This is a genomic window from Streptomyces sp. NPDC003247 (assembly GCF_042888135.1).
Taxonomy (GTDB): Bacteria; Actinomycetota; Actinomycetes; order Streptomycetales; family Streptomycetaceae; genus Streptomyces.
The window spans coordinates 700,893-716,165 of record NZ_JBIAPF010000001.1; the positions used below are offsets into that span (position 1 = coordinate 700,893).

The 15,273-nt window shown below is 72.8% G+C and carries 15 protein-coding genes; 5 read left to right on the plus strand and 10 right to left on the minus strand.

Annotated elements, in window-relative coordinates; translation table 11 throughout:
• Window positions 1–62: 62 nt before the first annotated feature.
• Window positions 63–989 carry a dihydrodipicolinate synthase family protein gene (locus tag ACFYWQ_RS02965; RefSeq protein ID WP_389512184.1) on the plus strand — a complete coding sequence of 309 codons (927 nt, stop codon included), beginning with the start codon at window positions 63–65 and terminating at the stop codon, window positions 987–989.
• Between the two features lie 251 nt (window positions 990–1,240).
• Here the strand turns inward: ACFYWQ_RS02965 and ACFYWQ_RS02970 are convergent, their stop codons facing one another.
• From ACFYWQ_RS02970 to leuA, 5 genes are all read right to left on the minus strand, one after another.
• Complete coding sequence (locus ACFYWQ_RS02970; RefSeq protein WP_389512186.1) at window positions 1,241–1,921, minus strand: response regulator; 681 nt, start codon at window positions 1,919–1,921, stop codon at window positions 1,241–1,243.
• Window positions 1,918–3,087: a sensor histidine kinase gene (locus ACFYWQ_RS02975; protein WP_389512188.1), complete on the minus strand. Its 1,170-nt coding sequence runs from the start codon at window positions 3,085–3,087 to the stop codon at window positions 1,918–1,920. Before ACFYWQ_RS02975 ends, ACFYWQ_RS02970 begins: the two co-directional genes overlap by 4 nt.
• A 46-nt stretch (window positions 3,088–3,133) precedes the next feature.
• The gene (locus ACFYWQ_RS02980; protein ID WP_389512190.1) at window positions 3,134–5,203 is read right to left on the minus strand and encodes an MMPL family transporter; all 2,070 of its coding nucleotides are present in this window, start codon (window positions 5,201–5,203) and stop codon (window positions 3,134–3,136) included.
• Between the two features lie 142 nt (window positions 5,204–5,345).
• Window positions 5,346–6,041, minus strand: a complete 696-nt coding sequence (locus ACFYWQ_RS02985) for a TerB family tellurite resistance protein (protein WP_389512192.1) — start codon at window positions 6,039–6,041, stop codon at window positions 5,346–5,348.
• A 184-nt stretch (window positions 6,042–6,225) separates the two neighbouring features.
• Window positions 6,226–7,947, minus strand: a complete 1,722-nt coding sequence (leuA, locus tag ACFYWQ_RS02990) for a 2-isopropylmalate synthase (RefSeq protein ID WP_389512194.1) — start codon at window positions 7,945–7,947, stop codon at window positions 6,226–6,228.
• A 319-nt stretch (window positions 7,948–8,266) separates the two neighbouring features.
• Here leuA and ACFYWQ_RS02995 point away from each other — a divergent pair, with 319 nt between their 5' ends.
• A complete protein-coding gene (locus ACFYWQ_RS02995; protein WP_389512196.1) occupies window positions 8,267–9,337 on the plus strand; it encodes a M4 family metallopeptidase in 1,071 nt (356 codons plus the stop codon).
• A 47-nt stretch (window positions 9,338–9,384) separates the two neighbouring features.
• Entirely contained in the window at window positions 9,385–9,651 is a 267-nt protein-coding gene (locus ACFYWQ_RS03000; RefSeq protein WP_389512198.1) for a protealysin inhibitor emfourin, read from the plus strand.
• Window positions 9,652–9,849: 198 nt separating this feature from the next.
• Here the strand turns inward: ACFYWQ_RS03000 and era are convergent, their stop codons facing one another.
• On the minus strand, window positions 9,850–10,803 hold the full coding sequence (gene era, locus ACFYWQ_RS03005) for a GTPase Era (protein WP_389512200.1): 954 nt from the start codon (window positions 10,801–10,803) through the stop codon (window positions 9,850–9,852).
• A 162-nt stretch (window positions 10,804–10,965) separates the two neighbouring features.
• Between era and ACFYWQ_RS03010 the strand changes: the two genes are divergently transcribed.
• Both ACFYWQ_RS03010 and ACFYWQ_RS03015 read left to right on the plus strand, forming a co-directional pair.
• Complete coding sequence (locus tag ACFYWQ_RS03010) at window positions 10,966–12,285, plus strand: ammonium transporter (RefSeq protein WP_389512866.1); 1,320 nt, start codon at window positions 10,966–10,968, stop codon at window positions 12,283–12,285.
• Window positions 12,282–12,620, plus strand: coding sequence for a P-II family nitrogen regulator (locus ACFYWQ_RS03015; RefSeq protein ID WP_389512202.1), 339 nt, complete (start codon window positions 12,282–12,284; stop codon window positions 12,618–12,620). Before ACFYWQ_RS03010 ends, ACFYWQ_RS03015 begins: the two co-directional genes overlap by 4 nt.
• Before the next feature lie 76 nt (window positions 12,621–12,696).
• Here the strand turns inward: ACFYWQ_RS03015 and ACFYWQ_RS03020 are convergent, their stop codons facing one another.
• The 4 genes from ACFYWQ_RS03020 to ybeY all read right to left on the minus strand — a co-directional run bounded on the left by ACFYWQ_RS03020 (window position 12,697) and on the right by ybeY (window position 15,271).
• Complete coding sequence (locus ACFYWQ_RS03020; protein ID WP_389512204.1) at window positions 12,697–13,050, minus strand: cytidine deaminase; 354 nt, start codon at window positions 13,048–13,050, stop codon at window positions 12,697–12,699.
• Between the two features lie 66 nt (window positions 13,051–13,116).
• Window positions 13,117–13,476, minus strand: a complete 360-nt coding sequence (locus tag ACFYWQ_RS03025) for an MmcQ/YjbR family DNA-binding protein (RefSeq protein ID WP_389512205.1) — start codon at window positions 13,474–13,476, stop codon at window positions 13,117–13,119.
• Window positions 13,473–14,777 (minus strand): hemolysin family protein, encoded by a 1,305-nt coding sequence (locus ACFYWQ_RS03030; RefSeq protein ID WP_389512207.1) that lies wholly within the window; start codon window positions 14,775–14,777, stop codon window positions 13,473–13,475. The genes ACFYWQ_RS03025 and ACFYWQ_RS03030 overlap by 4 nt, the downstream gene beginning before the upstream one ends.
• Window positions 14,774–15,271, minus strand: a complete 498-nt coding sequence (gene ybeY, locus ACFYWQ_RS03035) for an rRNA maturation RNase YbeY (RefSeq protein ID WP_389512209.1) — start codon at window positions 15,269–15,271, stop codon at window positions 14,774–14,776. Before ybeY ends, ACFYWQ_RS03030 begins: the two co-directional genes overlap by 4 nt.
• Between the last annotated feature and the right edge of the window lie 2 nt (window positions 15,272–15,273).

The window sequence follows — 15,273 nt, forward strand, 5'->3', positions numbered from 1 at the left end:
CCCGCGCCCCGCCCGCGCCCCGCCCGTGCGTCGCCCGCACGTCCAGCCGCCAGGGAGTCCTCATGCCGTTCCCCGCCCCGCTGACCGGTGTCGTCCCGCCCCTGTGCACGCCCCTGACGCCGGAGGGGGAGGTGGACGTGGACTCGCTGCTGCGGCTGGTCGACCATCTCGTGGCGGCCGGGGTGCACGCGCTGTTCGTGCTCGGCACGACCTCGGAGGCCGCGTACCTGACGGACCGCCGGCGCCGGCTGGTGGTGGAGACGACCGTGGCGCACGTGGGCGGACAGCTCCCGGTGCTGGCGGGGGCGATCGACATGACGACGCCCCGGGTGCTGGAGCAGGTCGCGTCCGTCGCGGAGGCGGGCGCGGACGCGGTGGTGGTGATCTCGCCCTTCTACACCCGGACCCACCCGGCGGAGATCGCCCGCCACTACCGGCTGGTCGCCGCCGCGAGCCCGGTCCCCGTCCTCGCCTACGACCTGCCCGCCGCCGTCCACACCGAGCTCCCCGCGGACGTCGTCCTGGAGCTGGCCGCGGACGGGGTGCTGGCCGGGCTGAAGGACTCCAGCGGTGACCTGGCCGGCTTCCGCGAGGTCGTCGCCGGCGCCCGGACGATTCCCGGCTTCAGCGTCCTGACCGGCTCCGAACTGCTCGTCGACGCGGCCCTCGCGCTCGGCGCGCACGGGGCGGTCCCCGGCTTCGCCAACGTCGACCCGCACGCCTACGTCCGTCTCGACCGTCTGTGGCGTGCGGGCGACCTGGAGGCGGCGCGGGCCGAACAGGAGCGGCTGTGCGCCCTGTTCCGCATCGTGGGCGCCGGTGACCCCGCCCGAATGGGCGCCAGCTCGGCGGCGATCGGCGCGTTCAAGGCGGCGCTGCACCTCCAGGGCGTGATCGCCTGCCCGGCGACGGCGGAGCCCCAGGTGCCGCTGTCGCCGCGGGAGGTGGAGCGGGTGCAGCAGCGGCTGATCGAGGCCGGGCTGCTCTGACCGCCGGGAGGGGAGGGGCCGGCCGGGGGAAGACGGGCCGGCCGGGGGAAGACGGGTCGGCCGGGAGGGGACGGGTCGGCCGGGAGGGGACGGGTCGGCCGGGAGGACGGGACAGCCCGGCGGGAGACGCAACAGCCCGGCGGGGAACGGGGCAGCCCGACAAGAGACGGACCAGCCCGACGGGAAACGCGACAGCCCGGCGGGAAACCCGACAACCCGGCAGGAAACCCGACAGCCCGCCGGGAGACGGGTCAGCCGGGGGTGCCGGCCGTGCCCGGTGTCACCAGCCCCGACTCGTAGGCGATGATGACCAGTTGGGCCCGGTCCCGGGCGCCCAGCTTGCCCATGATGCGGCTGACGTGGGTCTTGGCGGTGAGCGGGCTGAGCCCGAGGGTCTCGGCGATCTCGGTGTTGGTGAGGCCGCGCGCGACCAGGGCAAGGACCTCGCGCTCCCGTGCCGACAGGCGCTCGGGTCCGCCGTGGGCGGCCGGTACGGCGGGGCTGCGCAGGAAACGGGCGATCAGCCGGGCCGTCGGCCCCGGTGACAGCAGCGCCTCGCCGCCCGCGACGGTACGGATCGCGTCGAGGAGGTCGGCGGGCCGGGTGTCCTTCACCAGGAACCCGGAGGCGCCCGCGTGCAGCGCCTCGACCAGGTCCTCGTCGGTGTCGTAGGTGGTCAGCACCAGCACCTTCACCCCGGCGAGGTCCTCGTCGGCGGCGATCAGCCGAGTCGCCTCGATACCGTCGAGATCGGGCATGCGCAGGTCCATCACGACCAGGTCGGCGCGCTCGCGGCGGGCCAGCTCGACGGCCTCCCGCCCGGTGCCGGCCTGTCCGACGACCTCCATGTCCGGCGCCGACTCCACGAGCATCGCGAACGCGGCCCGCACCAGCGTCTGGTCGTCGGCGAGCAGCACCCGGATCGCACTCATCGGTTCTCCCCCATGGGCAGTACGGCAGTCACCTCGAAGCCCTCCCCCGGTCGCGGTCCCGCCTCCAGGGTGCCGCCCACGCTGCGGGCCCGCTCCCGCATCCCGACCAGCCCGAAGCCAGGCGCCCCGGATCCGGCGCCGGCACCGTCGTCGGTGACGGTCACCCGCAGGGCGCCCCCGTCGTCGTGGACGCTCACCCGTACGTCCAGACCGTCCCGGCCGCCGTGGCGGACGGCGTTGGTGAGGGCCTCCTGCACGATGCGGTAGGCGGCCGCGCCGATCGCGGGCGGTACCTCGCCGTGCCGTACCGTCAGCGCGACGCTCGCGCCCGCCGCCCGGGCAGTGTCGGCGAGGCCGGGCAGGCCGTGCAGTCCGGGGAGCGGGCCCCGGGTCTCGGGCGCGCCGGGGTCGCGCAGCACCTCCAGCGTCGTGCGGAGTTCGCCACGGGCACTGCGGCAGGTGCCGGCGATGTCGTCGAGGGCCTTGGCGACGGCCGCGCGGTCGAGCCGGCCGGGGTCGGCGGCGAGGACGTGGGCGGCGACGGAGGTCTGGACCCCGATGAGGGTGATGCTGTGCGCGAGCAGGTCGTGCAGGTCGCGGGCGATGCGCAGGCGCTCCTCGGCGACGCGGCGGCGGGCCTCCTCCTCGCGGGTGCGTTCGGCGCGTTCGGCCCGGTCCAGGGCGGCGGCGGCCATCTCGCGGTGGACCCGGGTGTAGCCGCCGAACAGCAGCACCGAGACGATCCAGCCGGAGATGCGCAGGACCTCGGCCAGCTGGTGCGGGCTGACGAGAGCGTTGACGACGAGCATGATCCCGACGACGGCGGTGCCGGTGAGCAGGGTGCGGCGGGCGCCGCCGGTCACGGCGACGGTGTACAGGGCGATCATGCCGACCGGCACGGCCGCGCTGTGCGTGTAGTCGAGCGCGTGGTAGGGGGCGACGCACGACACCACCGCGAGCAGCGCGGCCATGGGATGCCGGCGCCGCCACACGAGGGGGACCTGCGCGGACAGCAGCAGCGCCCAGCCGGCCGCGTCCGGGGGCCGCCCGTCCTCGACGAACAGCCCCAGCACGGCGGCCACGGCGGCGGATCCGGCGGCGAGCCACACATCGGCGCGCCCTCCCGACACCCAGCGTCCCACCGCTCCCCCTCTCCCCGTCCCCATCCTGCCGGAGCGGGCGCCCCTCCGGCAGAGAAGGGCGCCCTCCGGATCAGCCGGCGACCGCTTCGCGCTCACGCGTCCGGTCCGGCTCCGGTGCCCGCGAGAGCCGCCCCGGCCACCACACCCTGCGTCCCAGTGCCACGCTCGCGCTGGTCACCAGGTAGGTGCGGACGACGAAGGTGTCCAGCAGCACCCCGACGGCGATGACGAAGCCCAGTTCGACGAGTTGGACGAGCCCCATGTTCGTCAGCACGGCGAAGGTCGCGGCGAGGACCAGTCCGGCGGAGGCGATGACCCCGCCGGTGGTGCGCAGCGCGGTGAGCGCGGCGGCGGACGGTTCGGCGCCCCGCAGCGACTCCTCCCGCATGCGGTGCATGAGGAAGATGCCGTAGTCCACGCCGAGGGCGACGAGGAACACGAAGGACAGCAGTCCCAGCCCCGGATCGGTGCCCTCGAAGCCGAACACGGGTCCGAACAGCAGTCCGCCGAGGCCGAGCGCGGCGCACCACACCGCGACCACGGCGGCGGTGAGGAGCAGCGGCGCGACGAGGGAGCGCAGCAGCACGACCAGGATCAGCAGCACCGACAGCAGGACGAGCGGGACGACGACGAGCCGGTCGCGGGCGTTGGTGTCCTTCAGGTCGAGCTGCTGGGCGCTGGCCCCGCCGACGTAGGAGCCGTCGAGGCGGTCCCGCAGGCGTTCGATGGTCGCGGTCTCGGCGGCCGACTGGGGTGGCGCGGACGCGGTCACGGAGAGCTCGGTCCAGCCTCCCCCGGTCCGTCCCCGGCGCACGTCGTCGACTCCGTCGACGCCCCGGGCCGCGGCGAGCGTGGCGTCGGCGCGGCCGGTGGGGGTGAGCACGTCGATGGGCTGGGCGGAGCCCTCCGGGTAGGCCCGCGCGAGGGTCCGCATCGCGGTGACCGACTCGGGCCGGTCGACGAAGGCGTCCTCCTGCTTGGCCGTGCCGGGCAGGTTCAGGACGCCCAGGGCGAGCGCGCCGAGCAGGACCGCTCCCCCGGCGAGCACGGTGAGCGGGCGCCGGCCCGCGGAGGTGCCCATCGCGGCGAACAGCGACCGGCGGGCCCGGGGCGTGCTGCCGTAGGCGGGGACCAGCGGCCAGAACACCCGGCGGCCCAGCAGGACGAGGACGGCGGGCAGCAGGGTCAGCATCGCGGCCAGCGCGCACAGGATGCCGACGGTGCCGAGCGGGCCCATCGCCCGGTTGGAGTTGAGGTCGGCGGCGAGCAGGCACAGCAGTCCGGCGGCCACGGTGCCCGACGAGGCGAGCACGGCGGGCCCGCAGCCGCGCAGGGCGGCCCGCATGGCGTCGTACGGCCGTTCGATCCGGCGCAGTTCCTCGCGGTAGCGGGAGACGAGCAGCAGGGCGTAGTCGGTGCCGGCGCCGAAGACGAGGATGGTCATGATGCCGGAGCTCTGGCCGGACACCGAGGTGCCGAAGACCTGGTTCAGGCCGTAGGCCACGCCCATGGAGAGGTAGTCGGCGACGCCGGCGACGGCGAGCGGCACCAGCCACAGCACGGGGCTGCGGTAGATCAGGATCAGCAGGACGGCGACTACGCCGACGGTGGTGTAGAGCAGGGGCCCGCCGAGCGAGTCGTAAACCTTGCTCGCGTCGGCGGAGAGCGCGCCCGCGCCGCCCACCTCGACCGTCATCCCGCCCTCGTCGTGGGCGACGTCGCGTACGGCGTCGACGAAGGCGTCCCGCTTCTTCTCGTCGGTGCCGGGCTCGTTGCTGACGACGGGGTACATGAGGGTCGTGCCGTCCTCGGACGGGATCCCCTCGGGTGTCCCGGTCAGCGCGTGCTCCCCCGCGACCCGCGCGACCTGTTCCGCGGCGGTGCTCCGGTCGGCCGCGGTGAGTCCGCCGTCGCGGTGGTAGACGAGGACCAGTTCGGTGGTCTCGCCGCCCGGCAGCCGCTGCTGGAGCTCGGCCGCCTCGGTGGAGTCGGCGCTCGCGGGCAGGTAGTCGGTGATCCGGTCGTGCTGGACGTCGGCGAGTCGCGCGGCGAACGGTGAGGCGATCGCCAGCACGCCCACCCACAGTGCGAGCACCACCCAGGGGATGGCGCGTGTGCCCTTCGTTGTCCCGGCCCCCATGAGTCGGGCCCTCCCTTCGGCGCGGATGTCCGGTTGCGGCTTCCAGACTTCCGGCCCCGGCGGCGCGGATCGTCGCGCGTGAAGGCGAGTTCGGGGGTACTGCGGCGGGCGGCCGGCCCGGTGGACTACTCCCCCGGGAGTATCAGGACGGGGTCCGTGCCGTGGCCAGCAGCCGGGTCACGTCGTCCGGGCGGAGCGTCAGCGCGGCGCCCACGGTGCCCAGGACCTCGCGCTCGGCGGCGGTGTACGGGCCGTCGGCGAGGGCGATCCGGGCGCCCTGGAGCAGGATCGATTCGCGGCCGGCCGGGGCGAGGTGCGGGGCGAGCGGGTCGAGGGCCTCGTGGAGCTCTATGGCCAGGCCGGGGGCGCAGGGCGGGCCGTAGGAGCGGCCGGTGTCGGCGGCGAGGGCGTCGACGAGGGCGGCGAGCTGTTCGCGCGTGCACTCCGGGAAGCCGGCCGCGCGCACCGCCACGGCCGCCGTCTCCAGGGACGTACGGGTGCAGGTGCCGCCCGCGGAGAGGACCGCGAGGGCGACGGTGTGGACGGCGTCGCGGAGCATGGCGGAGAAGCGGACGGTGGTGGGGTGGTCGAGGACGTCGGTGCCGAAGTGGCGCAGACAGGAGACGCATTCGACGATCGGGCCGCTGGCGCCGCGCGGCAGCACGGGCAGGCCCAGCACGGTGAGGCGGCGCCGGCCGGTCAGCCGCTGGTAGTTGCGGTCGCCGCCGCAGCCGGGGCAGAAGAACTCGCCGTCCCCGACGGGCGTCCACGCGGTGCGGGTGCCCAGGATGCGGGCAAGCCCGCCGGCCCGGCCGTCTCGTCCCCGTCCTGGCAGCACGTCGCACCTCCGTCACCGCGCGGCAACATCGCCGTGCGTCTGCGTGATGTTAGCCACATCACGCGGGCGGAGTCAGCACCCAGGACGAGACCTTTCCGTGACCTCCACGAAGGGGTGGCCGATATACGACGGGCCCCGGCCGCCGTCTCCGGCGACCGGGGCCTCAAACTCCCCGTCAGGGTGATCAGCGGCTCGCGCGGTTGACGGCCGAGACAACCGCCTTCAGCGACGCACGCGTCGTGTTCGCGTCGATGCCGATGCCCCACAGGACCTTGTCGCCGATCGCGCACTCGATGTAGGAGGCGGCCAGCGCGGAGGCGCCCTCGCTCAGCGTGTGCTCCTGGTAGTCCAGCAGGCGTACGTCGACGCCGACGGACTCCAGGGCGTTGAAGAAGGCCGAGATCGGACCGTTGCCCGAGCCGGTCAGGACGGTGTCCTCGCCGTCGACGGTGGCCTCGACGGTGAGGGTGTCCACGCCGTCGGAGCCGGTGGTCGACTGGCCGGTCCTGACCTGGATGCGGCCCCACGGGTTGTCGGGGTTGGGCAGGTACTCGTCCTGGAAGACCGCCCAGATGTCCTTCGGCGTGACCTCGCCGCCCTCGGCGTCCGTCTTCGCCTGGATGAGCCGGGAGAACTCGATCTGCATCCGGCGGGGCAGGTCCAGCTTGTGGTCGTTCTTCAGGACGTACGCGATACCGCCCTTGCCGGACTGCGAGTTGACGCGGATGACGGCCTCGTAGGAGCGGCCGACGTCCTTGGGGTCGATCGGCAGGTACGGCACCGCCCACTCGATGTCGTCGACGGTGACGCCCTTGGCCTCGGCGTCGGCCTCCATGGCGTCGAAGCCCTTCTTGATGGCGTCCTGGTGGGAGCCGGAGAAGGACGTGTAGACCAGGTCGCCCACGTACGGGTGGCGCGGGTGGACCTCCATCTGGTTGCAGTACTCCCACGTACGACGGATCTCGTCGATGTCGGAGAAGTCGATCTGCGGGTCGACGCCCTGGGAGAACAGGTTCATGCCCAGGGTGACCAGGTCGACGTTGCCGGTGCGCTCGCCCTGCCCGAACAGGCAGCCCTCGACGCGGTCGGCGCCGGCCATCAGCGCCAGCTCGGCGGCGGCGACGGCGGTGCCGCGGTCGTTGTGGGGGTGGACGGAGAGGCAGACGTACTCGCGGCGGGAGAGGTTGCGACCCATCCACTCGAAGCGGTCGGCGTGCGTGGAGGGCGTCGAACGCTCCACGGTGGCGGGCAGGTTGAGGATGATCTCGCGGCCCGGTCCGGGCTGGTAGACGTCCATCACCGCCTCGCAGACCTCCAGCGCGAAGTCCAGCTCGGTGTCGGTGAAGATCTCGGGGCTGTACTGGTAGCCGAACTCGGTCTCGGGGCCCAGCAGCTTCTCGGCGTACTCCATGACCAGCCGCGTGCCGTCGACGGCGATCTGCTTGATGTCGTCCTTGGAGCCGCGGAAGACGACCCGGCGGAAGACCGGCGCGGTGGCGTTGTACAGGTGGACGGTGGCCCGCCTGGCGCCCTTCAGGGACTCCACGGTCCGCTCGATCAGGTCCTCGCGGGCCTGGGTCAGCACGGAGATGGTGACGTCGTCCGGGATCGCGCCCTCTTCCTCGATGATGGAGCGCACGAAGTCGAAGTCGGTCTGGCCGGAGGCCGGGAAGCCGACCTCGATCTCCTTGTAGCCCATCGCGACCAGCTGGTCGAACATCCGGCGCTTGCGCTCGGGCGACATGGGGTCGATCAGGGCCTGGTTGCCGTCGCGCAGGTCGGTGGAGAGCCAGCGGGGAGCGGCGGTGATCCGCTTCTCGGGCCAGGTCCGGTCGGGGAGGTCTACCTGCTCGTACCGGCCGTACTTGTGGATCGGCATAGTGCTGGGCTGCTGGCGGTTCGCCATGGTGCGGTGGCTCCTCAGGATGTCCGGAAGGACGGCCGACAACGCAACGCCAAGCTCCGCGGGGAGGGAGTCGGCCTCGACTACAGGCCCTCGCCGCGGCAGCTAAGGAGAAGCAGCCCGAAACGCATAGTGCTCTGCACTCTAGCCGAGCCGCATCAGGCACGCGGGCCTGTTCCAGTATGCGGGACCGCGGGGACGAACAGGGCAAAACGTGCGCCATACCACTCACCGAGGCCGCCCGGGGCCCCATGTCGCCGTTTTTCACCAATCATGGTTGCCACCGGTGACAGGGCGGTCACACAGTGCAAGGGTGCCCGGCATGACGACTCACGGGGGCTTCGAGCCCGTCTTCTGCACCGTCGTACCGCCCCACGTCCTCGACCGGCTGGCCCACCACGACGACCCCGCGCTCTCCGGTCCCGCCCGGCGCACCCTGGTGCGCGACAGCGAGCTGCGCTCCCGCCGCCGGGTGACCACCGAGTTCCGGCTGGCCGCCGCCCCGGCCGTGAAGGCTCCGTCGGACCAGCCGCTGCGCACGGTCTACGACGCCGAGCACGGCACCGACCTGCCCGGCACCGAGGTCCGCGGCGAGGGCGAGGACCCCGGCCGGGACGCCACGGTCAACCGCGCCTACTCCGGGCTCGGCGCCACCTTCGAGCTCTTCCTCAAGGCCTACGGCCGCCACTCCATCGACGGCGACGGCCTGCCCCTGGACGCCACCGTCCACTACGACGAGGACTACAACAACGCCTTCTGGAACGGCGAGCAGATGGTGTTCGGCGACGGCGACGGCGAGATCTTCGTCGACTTCACCAACGCCGTCGACGTGATCGGCCACGAACTGGCCCACGGCGTCACCCAGTACACGGCGAACCTCACCTACTACGGGCAGCCCGGCGCCCTCAACGAGTCGATGTCCGACGTGTTCGGCTCGCTCATCAAGCAGTACACGCTCGGCCAGACCGCCGGCGACGCCGACTGGCTGATCGGCGCCGGACTCCTCGCCCCGGACGTCACCGGCCAGGCCCTGCGCTCCATGAAGGCCCCGGGCACCGCCTACGACGACGACGTCCTCGGCAAGGACCCGCAGCCCGCCGCCATGGACGACTACGTCCGCACCGGCCGCGACAACGGCGGCGTCCACATCAACTCCGGCATCCCCAACCACGCCTTCTACCTGGCCGCCACCGCCCTCGGCGGCTTCGCCTGGGAGAAGGCGGGCCAGGTCTGGTACGACGTGCTGACCGGCGGCGAACTGCCGGAGCGGGCCCTGTTCACCGACTTCGCGAAGCTGACCGTCAAGGCCGCCCGGGAGCGCTTCGGCGACGGCAGCGGGGAGCTCCGGGCCGTCCAGAAGGCCTGGGAACAGGTCGGGGTACGGACCCTGTGACCGGAGTTCCGGTGGGCGGCGGGACCGTTCCGTACTAGACAGGACCCATGCGTATTCAGGTGAGGCGTACGGGCGGGTTCGCGGGCGTCGAGCGCCGGGCCGAGGTGGACACCGCGGGCCGGCCCGACGCCGCCGAGTGGCACGCCCTGGCCGAACAGGCGGTCGCCGCCGGCCGGAGCGCGCCCCCCGTCGGCGTCCCGGACGGCTTCAGCTACCAGATCACCGTGGACGGCAGAACGGTGTACACCGCCGACCCCCGGCTCACCCAGGAACAGCGGAGACTGATCTCCCGGGTACTGAAGGAGGGAGCGTGACCGGCCGCCCTCCTGTACCCGGGTGACCGCGGGGGGGGCCGGGCGCAGCCCGGGGACGACGGTCACGGCTCGGCCGACCGAGACGGGCGGGTGGGCAAAGGCGGGGCGCAGCCCCGCACGGGGGCCGGGGCGCAGCCCCGGGGCGACGGTCACCGCTCGGCCGACCGAGACGGGCGGGCGGGTGGGCGAGAACCGCGCTCAGAAGCCCAGCTTGCGCAACTGCCTGGGATCCCGCTGCCAGTCCTTGGCGACCTTCACGTGCAGGTCCAGGAAGACGGGCGTGCCCAGCAGCGCCTCGATCTGCTTGCGGGACTTGATGCCCACGTCCTTCAGCCGGCGGCCCTTCGGGCCGATGATGATGCCCTTCTGGCTGGGGCGCTCGATGTAGATGTTCGCGTGGATGTCGAGCAGCGGCTTGTCCGCCGGACGGTCCCCGCGCGGCAGCATCTCCTCCACGACCACCGCGATGGAGTGCGGCAGCTCGTCGCGCACGCCCTCCAGCGCCGCCTCGCGGATCAGCTCGGCCACCATCACCTGTTCGGGCTCGTCGGTGAGGTCGCCCTCGGGGTACAGCGGCGGGCTCTTCGGCAGCATCGGGATCAGCAGGTCCGCCAGCAGCTCGACCTGCCGGTCGCCGACCGCCGAGACGGGCACGATCTCCGCCCACTCGATGCCCAGCTCCTTGCCGAGCTGGTCGATCGCGATGAGCTGCTCGGCCAGCGCCTTGCCGTCCACCAGGTCGGTCTTGGTGACGACCGCGACCTTCGGCGTCCGCTTGATCCCGGCCAGCTCCTTGGCGATGAAGCGGTCGCCGGGGCCGAGCTTCTGGTCGGCGGGCAGGCAGAAGCCGATCACGTCGACCTCGGCCCAGGTGGTGCGGACGACGTCGTTCAGCCGCTCGCCCAGCAGCGTGCGCGGCTTGTGCAGGCCCGGGGTGTCCACCAGGATCAGCTGGGCGTCGGGCCGGTGCACGATGCCCCGCACGGTGTGCCGGGTCGTCTGCGGACGGTTGGAGGTGATCGCCACCTTCTTTCCGACCAGAGCGTTCGTGAGGGTGGACTTGCCCGCGTTGGGACGGCCCACGAAACAGGCGAAACCGGCCCGGTGGGCGGCCTCGGCCGGCTGTTCGGATGACTGGGTACGAACGCTCATGCCGCCCATTCTCCCTGATCCCCGAAGCCCCGCCGCACCACCGCCCGGACCCGTCACCGGGCGTGAGGTGACGGAAACCCGTACGCAACGAAACGTCACGGAAACACACCCGTACACATCCGGAAACGCCGTGCCGTGAGTCTCGGACGAGCCCCCACCCCGTTGGAGACGACCGTGACCCTCGCCGCGCCGATCGACACCGGCGACACCGCCTGGCTGCTCGCCGCCACCGCCCTCGTCCTGCTGATGACGCCGGGCCTCGCCCTGTTCTACGGCGGCATGGTCCGCACGAAGAGCGTCCTGAACATGCTGATGATGAGCTTCGTGTCGATCGCGCTGGTCACGGTGGTGTGGCTGGCGGCCGGCTACTCCCTCGCCTTCGGCGACGACGCGGGCGGCGGTCTCATCGGCGGCCTGGAACACGCCGGAATGGCCGGGATCGGACCGGACAGCGTCCAGGGGACCGTGCCCACCCTGCTCTTCGCCACCTTCCAGCTCACCTTCGCGATCCTCACGGCCGCCCTGGTCAGCGGCGCGATCGCGGACCGGGCGAAATTCGGGGCCTGGCTGGTCTTCGTCCCCGTCTGGGCACTCCTCGTATACGTTCCCGTGACCCACTGGGTGTGGGGCCCGGGCGGCTGGATCGCGAGCCGGCTCGGCGCCCTCGACTTCGCCGGCGGCCTCCCCGTGGAGATCACCTCGGGTGCCTCCGGTCTGGCGCTGTGCCTGGTCCTCGGCCCGCGCCTGGGGTTCAAGAAGGACGCGATGCGCCCGCACAACCTCCCCATGGTCATGCTGGGCGCGGGACTGCTCTGGTTCGGCTGGTTCGGCTTCAACGCGGGCTCGGCCCTCGGCGCGAACGGCCTCGCGGCGGCCGCGTTCCTCAACACCCTCGCGGCGGGCTGCACCGGCCTGCTCGGCTGGCTCTTCGTCGAGCAGAAGCGCGACGGGCACCCCACCACCCTGGGCGCGGCCTCCGGCGCCGTCGCCGGCCTGGTCGCGATCACGCCGTCCTGCGGCTCCGTCTCCCTGCTGGGCGCCCTGGTCGTCGGCCTCGCCGCCGGCGCCGTCTGCTCGTACGCGGTGAGCTGGAAGTTCAAGCTGAACTACGACGACTCCCTGGACGTCGTCGGCGTCCACCTGGTCGGCGGGATCATCGGCACCCTCCTCATCGGCGTCTTCGCGGTGGAGTCGATGACCGGCGGCCCGGAGGGCCTGCTGTACGGCGGCGGGCTCGCCCAGCTCGGCAAGCAGCTGGTGGCCGTCGCCGTCGTCGGGGCGTACGCCTTCCTCGTGACGTACGGCATCGGCAAGCTGCTCGACAAGGCGATCGGGTTCCGCGCGGACGAGGAGCAGGAGCACACCGGCCTGGACCTTACGGTGCACGCCGAGACGGCATACGATCACGGCGTCCTGGGCCACGGTGCCCCGGTCGGCGCCCACCCCCTCCCCTCCGCCCAGAAGGCACAGACGCAGGCATGAAGCTCATCACCGCGATCGTCAAGCCGTACCGCCTCGACGAGGTCAAGACCGCCCTCCAGGAGATGGGCGTGCAGGGTCTGACCGTCACCGAGGCCAGCGGCTACGGCCGGCAGCGCGGGCACACCGAGGTGTACCGCGGCGCCGAGTACCAGGTCGACCTGGTGCCGAAGGTCCGCATCGAGGTCGTCGTCGAGGACGCGGACGCCGACGCCGTGATCGACGCGATCGTCCGCGCCGCGCAGACGGGGAAGATCGGCGACGGGAAGGTGTGGGCCCTGCCGGTCGAGACGGTCGTACGGGTGCGCACCGGCGAGCGCGGACCCGACGCGCTCTGAGCCGACGCGCTGCGGGCTGACGCGCTCCGGGCCGCGGTCGCCTCAGCCCTCGGTCGCCCTCAGCCCTCGGTCGTCCTCAGCCCGCGGTCACGGTCAGCCGGACGACTCCGTCGGGCCCGGCCACCAGCACCGGGGTGCCCGGACCGCCCAGGTCCGCGACGGCGGCCCGGTCCGCGTCGGACGCGGTGCCGGCGTCCGTCACGACCGCCGCCGCCTCCAGCGCCTTCGCCCCCGACGCCACGGCCATCGCCACCGCCGTCTGCACCGCGCTCAGCTTCAGCGACGGCAGGTCGACGGTCCCGGCGACATACGTACGGCCGGTCTCGTCCCGTACGGCGGCGCCCTCGGGCACACCGTTGCGGGCCCGTGCCGAACGGGCCAGGGTGACGATCTTGCGGTCCTCGGGGTCGAGCTCGTGGGTGTCGGTCATGCCCCGAGCATACGAAAGCGGCGCGGCCGCCGTCCGGGCACGGGTGCTCCCCGCCACGCCGCCCGGTCAGGGGCGGTCGAGGCGGAGGCGCTCGGCGCGCGGCAGACCGGCGACGACCAGGTCGTAGGAGTCCTCGATCAGCTCACGGACCAGACGGTCGGCGAGGCCGCCGTCCACGGTCACGGTGTTCCAGTGCCGCTTGTTCATGTGGTAGCCGGGGACGATGAGACCGGGGTGCTCGGCACGCAGCCGGACCGCGTCCTCGGGGTCGCACTTGAGGTTGACGGTCAGGGGCCGCGCGTCGAGGCTCGTCAGGGCGAAGAGCCTGCCCCGCACCTTGAAGACCGAGATCTCCGGCCGGAAGGGGAAGTCCTCCTCGGCCGCGGGGAAGGCCAGGCAGCGGGCGCGCAGCTCCCCGGGGGTCACTCCGGTTTCTCCCCGTCGCCGGCCACCACCGGGGCCACCGGCTCCACCAGCACCGTCACGATCTTGTTCCGGCGGCCGGCCGCGGCCTCCGCCGTCAGCCGCAGCTCGCGCCCGTCGGGCAGTTCGACGACGCTCGACGCCCCGGCGATCGGCACCCGGCCCAGCGCCTTGGCGAGGAGGCCGCCGACGGTCTCCACGTCCTCGTCGTCGTACTCCTCCAGGCCGTACAGCTCGCCGAGGTCGGTGATGTCGAGGCGGGCGGTGACCCGGTGGCGGTCCTCGCCGAGCTTCTCGACGGGCGGGAGTTCACGGTCGTACTCGTCGGTGATCTCGCCGACGATCTCCTCGAGGATGTCCTCGATGGTGACGATGCCGGCGGTGCCGCCGTACTCGTCGATGACGACGGCGACGTGGTTGCGGTCCCGCTGCATCTCGCGCAGCAGGTCGCCGGCGTTCTTGGTGTCGGGCACGAAGGCCGCGGGCCGCATCGCCGTCGAGACCAGCTCGCTCTCCGCGTGGCGGCTGATGTGCGTCTTGCGGACCAGGTCCTTCAGGTAGACGATCCCGACGATGTCGTCCTCGCTCTCCCCGGTGACGGGTATGCGGGAGAAGCCGGAGCGCAGGGCGAGGGTGAGGGCCTGGCGGATGGTCTTGTAGCGCTCGATGACGATCAGGTCGGTGCGCGGGACCATCACCTCGCGGACGAGGGTGTCGCCCAGCTCGAAGACGGAGTGGACCATGCGCCGCTCGTCGTCCTCGATCAGCGACTCCTTCTCGGCGAGGTCGACCAGCGCGCGCAGCTCCGCCTCGGAGGCGAACGGGCCGCGCCGGAAGCCCTTGCCGGGCGTGAGCGCGTTGCCGATGAGGATGAGCAGGGACGGGATCGGGCCCATGATCCGCGCGAGCGGCAGCAGGACGTACGCGGCGGCCGTCGCCGTGTTCAGCGGGTGCTGGCGGCCGATGGTGCGCGGGGAGACGCCGACCGCGACGTAACTGACGAGGACCATCACGCCGATCGCGGCCAGCAGGGCGGGGGCGGTGCCGTCGATCTCCCGCAGGCAGGCGTAGGTGACGAGCGCGGCCGCCGCCATCTCGCACGCCACACGGACCAGCAGCGCCACGTTGAGGTAGCGGGTGGGGTCGGCGGCGACCTGGGCGAGCCGGGCGCTGCCGCGGCGGCCGGAGCGGACGGCCTCCTCGGCGCGGAAGCTGGAGACGCGCGCGAGGCCCGCCTCCGCACAGGCGGCGAGCCACGCGACGACGACCAGGGCGATCGCCCCGGCCACGAGGGTCGCGCTCATGACACGGTCGGGGCCGGGGACGGGCCGGTCAGGCCCTTCTCCGCGCGCCAGCCGTCCACGATGGCCGCCTGGAGGCCGAACATCTCGGCCTTCTCGTCGGGCTCCTCGTGGTCGTAGCCCAGCAGGTGCAGCACGCCGTGGACGGTGAGCAGCTGGAGTTCCTCGTCCATGGAGTGCTTGGTCGGGGCCTCGGCCCCCTGCCGGGTGGCGACCTCCGGGCACAGCACGATGTCGCCCAGCAGGCCCTGCGGGGGCTCGTCGTCGTCCTTCGACGGCGGACGCAGTTCGTCCATCGGGAAGGACATGACGTCCGTCGGCCCCGGCAGGTCCATCCACTGGATGTGCAGCTGCTCCATGGCGTCGGCGTCCACGACGATCACCGAGAGCTCGGAGAGCGGGTGGATGCGCATCCGTGTCAGCGCGTAGCGGGCGATGTCGAGGATCGCCTGCTCGTCGACCTCGGTTCCGGACTCGTTGTTGACGTCGATCGACATGG